General features: G+C 55.5%; 10 protein-coding genes. 6 read left to right on the top strand and 4 right to left on the bottom strand.

The annotated features are described in order from the left end of the window. Nucleotides 1-203: 203 nt before the first annotated feature. Nucleotides 204-1058: a hypothetical protein gene (locus tag JQ848_RS04350; RefSeq protein WP_202210300.1), complete on the bottom strand. Its 855-nt coding sequence runs from the start codon at nucleotides 1056-1058 to the stop codon at nucleotides 204-206. Nucleotides 1059-2403: 1345 nt separating this feature from the next. Here JQ848_RS04350 and JQ848_RS04345 point away from each other — a divergent pair. The 5 genes from JQ848_RS04345 to JQ848_RS04325 all read left to right on the top strand — a co-directional run bounded on the left by JQ848_RS04345 (nucleotide 2404) and on the right by JQ848_RS04325 (nucleotide 8156). Continuing rightward, complete coding sequence (locus JQ848_RS04345; RefSeq protein WP_202210299.1) at nucleotides 2404-2931, top strand: fimbrial protein; 528 nt, start codon at nucleotides 2404-2406, stop codon at nucleotides 2929-2931. A 59-nt stretch (nucleotides 2932-2990) separates the two neighbouring features. Beyond that, nucleotides 2991-3674 (top strand): fimbrial biogenesis chaperone, encoded by a 684-nt coding sequence (locus tag JQ848_RS04340; protein ID WP_202210298.1) that lies wholly within the window; start codon nucleotides 2991-2993, stop codon nucleotides 3672-3674. Nucleotides 3675-3778: 104 nt separating this feature from the next. Then, nucleotides 3779-6316, top strand: coding sequence for a fimbria/pilus outer membrane usher protein (locus JQ848_RS04335; protein WP_235972404.1), 2538 nt, complete (start codon nucleotides 3779-3781; stop codon nucleotides 6314-6316). A gap of 11 nt (nucleotides 6317-6327) precedes the next feature. Next, nucleotides 6328-7368, top strand: coding sequence for a fimbrial protein (locus JQ848_RS04330; protein ID WP_003443404.1), 1041 nt, complete (start codon nucleotides 6328-6330; stop codon nucleotides 7366-7368). Between the two features lie 341 nt (nucleotides 7369-7709). Beyond that, nucleotides 7710-8156 (top strand): hypothetical protein, encoded by a 447-nt coding sequence (locus JQ848_RS04325; protein WP_003443405.1) that lies wholly within the window; start codon nucleotides 7710-7712, stop codon nucleotides 8154-8156. A gap of 66 nt (nucleotides 8157-8222) precedes the next feature. Here JQ848_RS04325 and JQ848_RS04320 read toward each other — a convergent pair whose 3' ends face one another. Both JQ848_RS04320 and JQ848_RS04315 read right to left on the bottom strand, forming a co-directional pair. Further along, a complete protein-coding gene (locus JQ848_RS04320) occupies nucleotides 8223-8924 on the bottom strand; it encodes a FadR/GntR family transcriptional regulator (RefSeq protein WP_003443407.1) in 702 nt (233 codons plus the stop codon). A 108-nt stretch (nucleotides 8925-9032) separates the two neighbouring features. Beyond that, nucleotides 9033-10346, bottom strand: a complete 1314-nt coding sequence (locus JQ848_RS04315; RefSeq protein WP_160626822.1) for an L-fuconate dehydratase — start codon at nucleotides 10344-10346, stop codon at nucleotides 9033-9035. A 152-nt stretch (nucleotides 10347-10498) separates the two neighbouring features. Between JQ848_RS04315 and JQ848_RS04310 the strand changes: the two genes are divergently transcribed. Beyond that, complete coding sequence (locus tag JQ848_RS04310; protein WP_202210296.1) at nucleotides 10499-11455, top strand: LysR family transcriptional regulator; 957 nt, start codon at nucleotides 10499-10501, stop codon at nucleotides 11453-11455. Here the strand turns inward: JQ848_RS04310 and JQ848_RS04305 are convergent. Next, nucleotides 11442-12782, bottom strand: coding sequence for an MFS transporter (locus JQ848_RS04305; protein ID WP_003443425.1), 1341 nt, complete (start codon nucleotides 12780-12782; stop codon nucleotides 11442-11444). The two genes, JQ848_RS04310 and JQ848_RS04305, sit on opposite strands and share 14 nt — an antisense overlap. Nucleotides 12783-12852 lie beyond the last annotated feature (70 nt).

Here is a 12852-nt window from a genome sequence, read left to right as displayed (position 1 = left end):
ACATCCAATGCCCTGCTGCGGGCCAAGCACCCCCTCCTATTTTCTTCAATACCTTTTCAATTTCAACGATTAAAATTTCAATAAACTAGGTGCCCTACTGCTAAAAAAATCCCGCGGGTTTCCTGCCCCGTGCTGTAAGGAATCTCTCAGGGGCCCCGGCAGGTTTTGGGGATCGGCTAGCTGAAGGACGGTAGAAAATATGGCTATGCCAGTCCGGCGAACTCAATGCGGACGCCCGTGCTGCCTTCGTACAGATACAGCTGCCTGTCAGCAAACCCAATATGCAAACGGAAGTCTTTATCGCCGACCTCTAACGCATCACGTATTGATTGCTCGTTTAATTCACACGTCTTACGAGCCCAATCGAACTGGGCGTAGATCCTTTGCAGCTGCATGAAATCATTGATGGCAGTGCCATTGCACATGACACCACCGCCTGGGGGAAAGATCACTTCACCAGAAAGCTTCGTCACGGTGACGTTTACGGATTTTTTCCTGCAGTTCGCTCGCTCCTCAGCCGTCAGGTTATCCGGGGTAAAGGATCGAGAATTCGAAGGTAGCAAAGACGGCCAATTCTTCTCGATGGTGTGGATAAGCTTCTCACGAACCCAGACATCACCATGACCGGGACCGTGGGGAAGAGCTTCGAGAAAGTAAATGCAGTCTGTCTGTACCAAACCGAATACTACCGTCTTAGTACCCTTGATAAGTCCATTGGGTAAGCGCTCAGTGCCGAGATGAAAATGCAGAATCCCCCAGTCATCAAGAAGCCCATCAGCTTTATCTATGCTGAACGTGGATCTGCTCAAATACGGAAACAGAGCCTGACCTTGATGGATTGCAAGGCAAAGCCCATCGAAGCCGCTTTTTAGATCAGCAGGGACAGAGAAAGACGCTGCGCACTCTGTCCGTCGTGGCGTTGCAATTGGACATCTTCTTTGGAGCTTGAAAAGAAGCAACGCACAGGCGGTCACATCTCTGTTGGGAGCTACGACATTCAGTTTTTTCAGTTCGGATACTACGAACGTCAGCAGGTCAGCTTCGAAATCTGTGCGCATGGTTTCCCTTTTTTGATAGCCTCCGCGAGCTTTGATCGTAGCAGCACCCGATTAAGAAGATGCCCCAACAGAAAGCAGCGTGTATCCCTGCTTGTATCCCGAGCTCCAGAATCAGCCTGAAAGCCTTAGTTTATATAGAACACACGAGTCTCCCTCGGGCACCAAACAGCAGCAACTGCGAGTCTCTTACAGGACTTGCAGCACAGAGAAACCGGCCCCCGAGCCGGTTTTTTTGTGCCTGACGATCTACCCCTGCCTGCCCCTATCCGCTGTACCCCCCTCCTCCCTATATCCCCAGCTGAATCCGCCAATCAAGTTCAAGCAGGACTCACACTGCTGTGCAGCGGCACCGAGCTCTGCGCCTGCGCCCTGTAGCGAGTCTTTGATCGACTCCACCATCGGGGGCCTATGCTGCCTGTTCATCGCTGACCACCGGGATGAAGCTGAACTCAGGTATCCGCGGACCCGGGCATCGAGGCGTTTCAGTTCGCACAAGTCACGGGCGTTGCGCACGCTTAATGCTGTTAGATCGGAGCGGGATAGAATCAATATATGACGACCGTGATAAAAGCTTGTGGACTGTACCTGCGGAAAAAAAGAAGATGCACAGCGGCTCAATGAGCCTCACCCCTGAATGGCATTGATAACGCCACCTTCTACGATGCAGGCCAGGATTGATCCCGCGCCACTTGGCGTATTTCTGCAAGCCCCGTGAAAATCCGCGCAAATGCACCTAGGGTTAATCATCCAGCGCTGCATGCTTGGAGGGTTTATTGTCGAGCCGCGAAAAAAATATTGCTGTCCATTACCGCTCCTGAAAGCGATTAATCACTCAAACAAATTTTCAAAGCTGCCCATTTTTTGGCGATCCGGCACCTTGCAGGCAAATTGCACTATCGTTCCAACACCGCAGCTAATGCCTTATCCAGCATACGATTTTCTGTTTATCACGCTCATGCAATGTGGGATTTAAAAGAGTCTTAATTACAACTTCCCGATAAAAATTATTATCCAGCATTACATATAACGTCAAAAAAACGACAACCCCTCAAACAATCCGCAACTCTGCCATTGTATTGACACGACAGTTTGCCCCCGGTAATAATCTTCCCCGGTCATAAAACATGTTGATGCCATCAGCACACAGAAGTGTGTTATTCGACATTAAACGACCTCACACAGCGTAATCGATAGTTCCTGGAAGCAATGGCCCTTGCCATTGCTGAACGCGCTCGCATGGTGATTATTGGTTTTTCTGTGAATTCAATCACCGCTTAGTTACGAGTTTGTTCCGGGCAGTTCTGCTGGCTGTTTACTTGATTCTCTATTTGATGAGTAATAAAACATGAAAAAAATTCTAGTGTCCCTGGCTGCACTGAGCCTGTCCGTTACTGCTTACACTGCAGTGGCTGCAAATGGCAATGTTGCCTTTACCGGTGAAATCGTACAGTCCACCTGTAAAGTTTCAGATCGCGACCAAAACAAGCAAGTTTACCTGGGCAAGTACCCGACTACAGCATTCCCGACTTCAGGCTCCACCAGCGGTGCCAAAGCGTTCGATATCAATCTGGAAAAGTGTGAAGCCGGTGATTACACCTTGCGCTTTGATGGCAACACCCCTGCCGGTCATCCTGAGTTGCTGGCCGTTACCGGCGGTGCAGCCGGTGTAGGTATTGAAGTCCTGGACCACAATGGCGCCACGCTGCCAATCAGCCAGGATGTTACCAGCCCGGCGCTGGTCACTGTTGCCGCTGACGGCGCCAACCCGGGTTCTGCCACATTCAACCTGCGCGCCCGCTACAAGTCCTACCAGGACGTGGTGACTGCCGGCCAGGCGAACTCGACCGCTACCTTCTCTATCGAATACAAGTAATTAAACCCGCTGGAGCATTACTGGCCAAGGACGGCCTATTTCCGAGCGCTGAAACCTTTATGAAAAAAGTACTCTTGTGTGCTTTGCTCGCCTGTTCCGCGAACACGTTTGCTGGCATTCAGGTGGACGCAACGCGGGTTATTTATAACAGTGAAAATCAATCGACATCACTCTCTATCCATAATGACAGCGACGCGACCTATATGGTTCAAAGCTGGCTGGATACGGGGGATGCGAGTCGCATACCGCAGAATATACCGATCATTGTGACACCCCCTATTTTAAAGCTGGCCCCGGATAAAGACGCCATTTTGCGCTTTATCTATTCAGGCGAAGGATTACCGCAGGATCGCGAATCGTTGTTCTGGATCAACGTACAGGAAATTCCGCCGGCGCCGAAACAGGAGAACGTGCTGCAAGTTGCAATTCGCACCCGGATTAAATTGTTTTATCGCCCTGAGGTGTTAAAAACCAACTTGCAGGCTGAGGCGCAAGCCTTGAAGTGGCAGCATCAAGGGCAGAAGTTAATCGTGACTAATAACGGCCCCCTGCACGTGACCCTGGGTGTATTGACGCTTAACCAGGGTAACAAGACCTGGAAAGTCAATGCCGACATGGTGAAACCTTACGACAGTTTGAATATAACACTGCCACCCGATGCTCAGTCCGCCAATGGCCTGTCGTTTACCTATATCAATAATTATGGTGGCCATACCGAGATTAAAAATGTCTCGTTAAATTGAGTCAGGTTATTCAGGGGATACACAAAGTGGTACACAACAAAACAGCAACGTCCACGCTGGCACGCAACACCAATATGGGTCACAGCGCAGGTTATTTTTTTATTGTGCCATTTTTGCTTTCTCCTGTTGCCATGGCCACCGAACAGTTCAATACCTCCTTTATCCGTGGCAACGACTCTATCGCCCAGGTCAGCGCTTTATCCGGCAGCGATGACATCCTTCCCGGGCACTATCCGTTCGATATTTATTTGAATGGCCAGCGTGTTGACCATCGCGATGTCGAATTCAGGAAAGCGGCCCCGGACCAGCCCATAGTGCCGTGCCTGTCAGCACAGGACTACCAGGGCTATGGCATCAAGCTCAGCGACCGCCAAGTGCAGGATGCCAGCGATTGCTTTGCCTTGAACCAGCAAGTTCCGGGCACAAAGCTGAACTATGACGCGGCACTGCAGCACCTGGATATCGATGTGCCGCAGCTGTATCTGGCGCCACGGGCACAAGGCTCCATTTCACCCAAGGTGTATGACCGTGGCATCAATGCCGGTTTTGTTAACTACAACTTCAACGGCAGCCACAACCACTATGGCAATAATCAGGCAGACAAAACCTCTGACTACTCGTTCCTGAGCCTCAACAGCGGGGTCAATCTCGGCAACTGGCGTTTGCGCAACAACTCGACGCTCAGCCAGCAATCGGGTGCGGGCTCCAGTTTCGATAACATTTCGACCTGGGCACAAACGGATATTGTGTCCTTGCGCAGCCGCCTGGTGATCGGTCAGACCAACACCGACAATAACGTTTTTGACAGTGTTCAATTCCGTGGCGTGCAGTTGTCCAGCGCCAATGATATGTTGCCCGAGAGCCTGCGCGGATATGCCCCGGTGGTACATGGCGTAGCGCTGACCAGTGCCCGGGTTGAAGTCCGGCAGAACGGTTACACCATCTACAGCACCAATGTGCCTCCTGGGCCCTTTGCCCTGACCGATATTTACCCGAGCACTTTGAGCGGCAATCTGGATGTCACGGTCATTGAAGCCAATGGCTCCAGAAGCAGTTTCAGCCTGCCCTTTTCTTCAGTACCCAATATGTTGCGGGAGGGGATCTGGGACTATCAGCTGACAGCGGGCAAGTATCACGATGGCACCACCCGCTATAAACCCAACTTTGTACAAGGCACCTTGTCCGCCGGGATGGCGTACGACATCACGCCCTACGGCGGCCTGATGATGGCGCAGAACTATCGTTCGGCCGTCGCCGGCCTGGGTAAAAACCTGGGTAACTGGGGCGCCGTGTCGGTCGACGCGTCTTTTTCCGATACCGACCTGGCCAGTGGTGACAGCAAGCAGGGGCAGAGCGTGCGCTTCCTGTACTCCAAGTCGCTGAACAACCTGGGCACTGAGTTTCGCATTGCCGGCTACCGTTACTCGACCTCGGGTTATTACGATTTCACTGATGCCGTTGCCGAACGCGACCGTTATGAAAACGGGGCTTACCGCAACGAGTACTACGACGAAAACGACAATGACAACCTGGGGGTTCCGGGTTGGGCCGAGTCCCGTCGCCGCACCTATTACACCGATACCTTCGGCAATAAACGCCAGCGTGTGGAACTGTCGGTCAATCAGCGCCTTGGGGGCAGTTCGACCCTGTATGCCAACCTGAGCAACCAGTCTTACTGGGGCGGCAGCGGTGAGGATCGAACCCTGCAAGCGGGCTTTAACAGCAGCTACAAAAACACCAGCTATGGGGTTTTTTATCAGGACAGCCGCAGTAACTATGGCTACAAGGACCGCAGCCTCAACCTGACCGTCTCGATTCCGTTCAGCTTTTTGCGCAAGGAATCGTCCGACATGAATGCCAGTTTCAGTGTCGGTCACAGCAAGCAGTCGGGTAACACCTACAGCACTGGCCTGAGTGGTTCTGCACTGGACGACAACCGGCTCAATTACGTGGTGCAGACCGGACACGACGAATATTCCGGGCAGACGTCCTCGGCCAACATCGGCTATCAGGGGAGCAAGGGCCTGATCAACGCGGGTTACAGCTACAGCAACGAATATCAGCAAACTTCGCTGGGTGTGTCCGGCGGCATCGTCGCCCACCCGGGAGGGATCACGCTGACCCAACCGCTGCAGAACACCTTCGTGTTGATTGAAGCCGAAGATGCCAAGGGCGTGCGTCTGGAAAACCAGCCCGGCGTGGCGATCGACGGCTCCGGGTATGCGGTCATGACCTCTGCCACCCCGTATCGCCACAACCGTGTTGCGCTGCGCACCGAAGACATTGGCAGTGGCCTGGATATTCCCCTGGCCTCCAAAGATGTAGTGCCCACACGTGGCGCCATTTCCCATGTGAAGTTTGAAACACATACCGGCCAAAGCCTGCTGGTACACAGCAAGATCAATGACGCTGACTCCCCGCCCCTGGGCGCCAGTATTTTCAGCGCGTCAGGCAAGAACAGCGGCACCGTGGGCACCAACGGAGATATTTACATCTCGGGTGCCTCTGCAGGTGACCGGTTGATGGTCAAGTGGGGAGAAGACCCAAGCGAAAGTTGCTCGTTACAGGTGCCTGAGTTGAAACCCATGGGCGAAAAGGCCACGGGCTATCAAGAACTTTCGCTGGTCTGCGTAACACCATAAAAGGAAAGTCCATGTTTTTCTTGTTGAAGCATAACCGTCCGGGGCTCGCTGCCGGATTGATGATCATGTTGGGACTGTTCTCGCAGAGCAGCCATGCCTTGTCATGTAAAGAAAACGGCAATATTCGCCAGGATATTGTGCTGGCCCAGTTAATCAGGGTCTCGACTGCCAATACAGCAGCGGGCGCCTTGTTGTGGCGTTCCCCGACATTCACTTCAACTTTCCAGTGTACGGATGACCGAAACAAACCCGCCGGGGAAAATGCCTATCTGTATTGGGACCCTAAAATGAATTTGAAGAATATTCATAATTCAATTGAAGTCGGGGTCAACTACAACAGCATCGATTACAAATTGGTCAATTCCGCGAGACAGGATGTCGGCCCCGGAACCCGCTGCCGCAAACAGGGCAGCCGATGTTTATCCCCGGCACAGTCGCTCAGTATAACCGTGTCGTATTCAATCTATATCAAGGCCACGGGAGCACCGCCGCCTGCGGGCGGCAAGATCACCAACACCGGTGCTTATTCCTTGTTTCAGGTCGACGGTGTAGGCGGGCTTAATAATGTCGCCGACAGTAACTTCAACGCTTATATTTCCGGGTTGGGCAATATCCGTTTCATCTCCTGCAATCCGAAAATAACGGTCAGTGCCAATAATGGCTCGGCGGTAAACTTTGGCAGCATCCCGCGGCAGAATGCGCGGGTCGGTTTTATAGAGAAACAGGTGCCCTTTTCCGTGACTGCCGACACCTCGGGCCCGGAGAGTGGCCAGGACTGCCAGGGCCAGGTATTGAACGCCAGTTTCAGCTCGACTTACCCCGTGCAGGACACCACGACCATTCTGCCGACCAGCGACAGCGGCTTCGGAATTTTACTGTCACAACAAGACACGCCGATGACCTTCATCCCGATGAATACCCCCGTGGAAATGGGACTGGTGAATGGCTCAAGCGTCAGGAAAAACTTTCTGGCGAGCTTGAAGTGGCTCAATACCAATCCGAAAGTCGGCCCCTTTCGAGCCTCTGCGAATATTGATGTCACCTTTAAATAAGCCATTGAACCCTGCGCCTCAGACAGGTAACTACAGTGACTCGACCCGTTCAAGAAAAATGGATAGGTTTGGATTAACTATTTGGCTTAAGTTATAGTAGTCAAGTCTAAAACCGGACAACCGTTATAAAAATAGAACTAAAATCAGCCCCCTTTGCACGGGCATGGGCGATACCGATAACACTGATTTAACTATATTTTAAACCAACCATTAAACTCGATAGTTTAAGGGTTGGTGACGGCTGCTTATCGGCTTTAGCAACGGACTTTTCTAACCCGCGACGCCAATAAAAACAATGTTGCCTTAGGAATATACCCCACACTCAAGGAGGAAGAAGCACCATGAATACCAGCCCTGCATTTAACGTTGAACCTGCTGACAAACTCGAATTGAGTATTCCGCAGAACCTCTATGAATCGCTGGCTTTTCTGGCCGCCCGCCATGACCGCAGTATCAACGGCGAAATCAAACAAGCCTGGGTGCAATGGACCGACCAGTTGTCTGACCTCAAGGTGATACTGGCACTTTTAACATCCCGTTATGGCAATGAACATAAAGCCGAGGTCACTCGTATTGATCTGCGCACCCCGCCCGACAACATCAAACATCTGCCCTGCAAGTTTAAAAAAGGACAAGTCCATCAAATAAATGAACAAGCCAATATTTTAAGGGTGTCCATGAACTCAGTCATTCTGAAGGCATTGGCATGGTGGGTTAATACCTGGAGACAGGTCGATCGTCTGAATGCTGGCGCAGGGTCCGGCTCCCAACCCTATCCGTGCTGGTAACGAGGAACGCTCACAACCAGCATGGGGGACTCAAGTAACCACCGGGCAAACCCTGGAAGTGCCTGCTTACTCCGCCTCCAGCGCCACCAGCCAGCGCGCTTCGGAGCGCAGCAAATGCTGGCGCATGGCTGTCTGGGCAGCGATCACGTCTTTGCATTCCAGTGCCCGCAGGATCGCCTGGTGTTCGATCACCGCGGCGTCCCAGGTGCCTGGGTTTTCCAGATGCTCGCTGAGGTGCGATGAGATCGGGCTGTGGCGCTCATCGAACAGCGAGGTGATGATCCGCACCAGCGCCGAGTTGCCGGTCATTTTTGCCAGCCGATGGTGAAACTTGCGGTCGTCAGCCAGGGGCGGACGATTGGCTTCGATGCTCGCGCGCATGGCATCGATGCAGTCCTGCAGGTAGCGATAATCGCTTTTTTTCCCGTGCAGGCACGCCAGCACCACGGCTTCGCCTTCGATCAGCGCCCGGGCCTGCATCAACTCGTTGGGGCTCTCGCCGAGGGTTACGGTGCGTGTGCCACCCTCTTGCAGGCGCGCAGCCACATAGACCCCGGAACCCATCCTGATTTCGATACTGCCTTCGATTTCCAGGGCAATCAGCGCCTCGCGCAGCGACGGCCGCGACACCCCCAGCAACTGGGTCAGATCGCGCTCGGGAGGCAAGCGCGAGCCGACCTTGAAGTCGCCCTGGACGATGTATTCACGCAGCCGGTCGGCGATTTTCTGATAGAGCTTGCGCTCTGAAGGAGGATACGAGGAGACCATCGAGGCAGAGTCCGGGAAATGATGCCAAAGGCTATCACACAGCCCGCTGCGGGCAGCAGAAACCTCGCCGCCAGCCTGGCAGTCATTTCCCGGCATTGGGTACAGAGCCTATTGCTGGTCTTGCCACTGCGGACCATTGGGGTATTCAAAGTGCTCCAGCGAGGACTCCTTCATGGTCACGCTGTACCCCGGCTGTTGTGGCGGCATGTAGCGCCCGCGGCGGATCACGATCGGCTCGAGAAAGTTTTCGTGCAGGTGGTCGACATACTCCAGTACCCGTTTTTCCAGGGACGCCGACACCGCTATGTAATCGAACAGCACAATGTTCTGCGAGTACTGGCACAGGCCGACGCCGCCGCCATGGGGGCATACCGGCACGCCGAATTTGGCCGCCATCAGCACCACCGCCAGCACTTCGTTCAGGCCCCCCAGACGCGCCGGATCGAGCTGGCAAAAATCCATGGCAGCGGCCTGGAAGAACTGCTTGAACATCACCCGGTTGTGCGCGTGCTCGCCGGTGGCGATACCGATCGGATGGATACGCTGGCGAATCGCTGCGTGGCCAAGCACATCGTCGGGGCTGGTGGGTTCTTCAATCCACCAGGGATCGAATTCGGCCAGCCGCCGCATGTTGGTCACCGCCTGATCCACGTCCCACGTCTGGTTGGCGTCCATCATCAACTTGCGATCCCAGCCCAGCTCTTCACGCAGGATTTGCGCGCGGCGCATGTCCTGCTCGATATCGGCCCCGACCTTTTGCTTGAGATGCGTCCAGCCGGCCTCGACCGCTTCACGGGCCAGGCGGCGCATTTTCTCTTCGGAGTAACCGAGCCAGCCGGCGGCGGTGGTGTAACCGGGGTAGCCCTCATCCAGCATTTGCTGTTCGCGCGCGGCCTTGCCCGGCGCCGCCCGACGCAACATTGCGATGGCTTCCTGGGGCGTCAGCGCGTCGGTAATAAAGGTGAAGTCGACACAGCGCACCAGCTCTTCGGGACTCATGTCCACCAGCAGTTTCCAGACCGGCTTGCCCTCCTTCTTCGCCCACAGGTCCCACAGCGCGTTGATGATGGCCGCGGTCGCCAGATGCACCACGCCCTTTTCCGGGCCGACCCAGCGCAGCTGGCAGTCACCGGCAACGATTTCATGCCAGTAGGCGCCAAAGTTGTCGGTGATGCTTTCCAGGGTGCGGCCGGTGACAAACAATTTGGCCAGGGCCTTGACCGCTTCGACGCACAAATCGTTGCCGCGACCGATGGTGAAGGTCAGCCCGTGGCCTTGCAGGCCATCGTCCGAATCCGTGTGCAACGTGACATAGGTCGCGGAGTAGTCGGACGTCGAGTTCATCGCATCCGAGCCGTCCATGCTCTTGGAGGTGGGGAAGCGAATGTCACGTACAGCGACCTGGGTAATGAGGGTAGACATGGGGTTATCCTGAAATTGAAGCCGGCTGCGCCGTTGCCGCTGGCAGCAGGCTTATTCATGTTATTTTCGTGCCGCGGGCGCAGTCTGTCCTGCGCTGCCAGTACGCGAAATTGAATGTTTCGACTACACCGATCACCTCAGGTAATAGCCCCATGATCAACTCCCTCGAGCAGTTGCGCAGCCGCCTGCGAATGCGCCATTTGCAGTTGCTGTTTGTGGTGTCTGAACAAGGCTCATTGCGCAAGACCGCGCAAATCATGGCGCTGACCCAGCCAGCGGTGACCAAGGCACTGCACGAGCTCGAGAACCTGGTGGGCGAGGCATTGTTTACCCGCACCCATCAGGGCTTGCTGCCAAACAAGCTGGGGGAGGCGGCGATTCGTTATGCACAACTGGTGTTCGCCGATCTCAGCGGCCTGCACGAAGAAATGAGCGCACTGCAATCGGGCAACCTCGGAACCCTGCGCCTGGGCGCCATGGGCTCGCTGGCGGGCGACCTGCTGCCAAGGGCCCTGGCGCAATTGACCCGGCGTCACCCCAAGCTGAACATCACAGTGGTGATCGATACCAGCGACGTACTGCTGCAGGCCCTGAGTCTCGACCAGCTGGACCTGGTCGTGGCCCGTGTCGCCCAGGGCCGGCCCACCGACGAACTGAACTTCGAGGAGTTCGATGAGGAGCTGATTCAGATCGTCGCGCGCACCGGCCATCCGTTGCAGCACAGCACCGGGCTGAACCTGGAGACACTCGCCCGCTATCCCTGGATCGTGCAATCGCAGCCGGCACCGCTGCGGGAAATCTACCAGCAGATTTTCCGCCAGGCCCAGGTGCAGGCACCCGCCAGCCAGCTCGAAACAGCCTCGACGATGCTGACCGTGGCGCTGCTCCAGCAGACCGACATGATTACCTTGATGCCGCTGTCGCTGGTCGAGTACTACAGCAAGCTGGGGGTGCTGGCAGCGCTGCCGGTCGCGGTTTCGGCGCGCCTGATGCCATTCGGCCTGATCAGCCGCAAGGGCCGGATACCCACTGCGGCCATGGAGGTGGTCAAGGCCGAACTGCGGGTGCAGGCCGGCCTTGAAGGTCAAGGCGTGATTACGAGCGACTAGACGTCAGATCCGCCGGCGCCGGGTAAGTCGCTACCCGGGACGGGGTGCGCTTCAACAACATCAGCAACAACACGCTGACAAAACACAGCGCCGCCACCACCTGGAAGCCGGTGCTGCTGGTCCCCGTCACGCTATCGGCATAGGCCTTGATCTGCGGCGAAACAAAGCCGCCCAGATTGCCGATGGAAATGATAAAGGCGATCCCGGTGGCCGCACTGGTGCCGCCCAGATGGCGGGTCGGCAGACTCCAGAACACCGGCTGGCTGGCCACCAGCCCGGGAATGGCGATACAGAACGCCAGCAGGGTCAGCACCGGCGTATTTATCACCGAAATCGACGCGAAGGCCAGCGTGCCTACGGCAAGCATGCAGGTGGCAACCAGCCGGTGGTTGTTGTGCTTGTCGGCGTACACCGTGGCAATGCGCATGGCGACAATGGTGCACAGCCAGGGAATCATCAGTAGCAGCCCGACCGAGGTGTTGACGTGACCGTCCAGGGTCGAGGCCAGTTTGGCCGGCAGGTAGAACGCCAGGGGGGCGTTGCCGATCTGCACGCAGAAGTAGATGGCGATAAACATCAGCACGCGCTTGTCTTTGAGTACACCAAAAATCGAGCTGTGGCTGCTGCAGCCTTTCTCCTTTTCCTCGGCTTCGATGACGGTGTTCATGGCGTGCTTCTCTTCGGCGCTGAGCCATTTGGCATCGCCGGGGCGGCTCGCCAGATAGAAAAACGCAATCACCCCGACCACCGAGGCGGCCAGGCCTTCAACCACGAACATCCACTGCCAGTTGGCCAGACCGAACGGGTTGTGGGTATCGAGGATAAAGCCCGATAGCGGACTGCCGATCAACATCGCTACCGGCACCCCGAAGTAGAACAGGCCAATGGCCCGCGAGCGTTGTTTGGCCGGGAACCAGTAGGTCAGGTACAGGATGATCCCGGGCATGAACCCGGCTTCAGAAACCCCCAGCAAAAAGCGGATCACGTAGAACGAAGTTTCGCTGTTGGCGAACATCATCGACGCCGAGACCAGCCCCCAGGTGACCATGATTCGCGCCATCCACACTCGCGCGCCAACGCGCTGCAGGATCAGGTTGCTGGGCACTTCAAACAGCGCATAGCCGATAAAAAAGATCCCCGCCCCCAGGGCAAAGGCCGCGTCGCCGATACCGGTGTCGGCCTGATAGGCAATCTTGGCAAAGCCGACGTTGGCCCGGTCGATAAATGCCAGTGCGTACATCAGTGCGAGAAACGGCAAGAGCCGGATAGCGGCTTTCTTTACACCACTCGCCAGCGCGGGCGAGTCATACAGGTCTTGATAACTCATGGAGCGTACCTCTTCTTATTGTTGGAGTAGGTGTTATCCAGGATGCCTGCAGGCATCTTTACTGCGGGTG

This window comes from Pseudomonas paraversuta (assembly GCF_904067025.1).
Classification (GTDB): domain Bacteria; phylum Pseudomonadota; class Gammaproteobacteria; order Pseudomonadales; family Pseudomonadaceae; genus Aquipseudomonas; species Aquipseudomonas paraversuta.
Note: the sequence above shows the minus strand (reverse complement) of the source record. Positions and strands in the feature narration are given on the sequence as shown.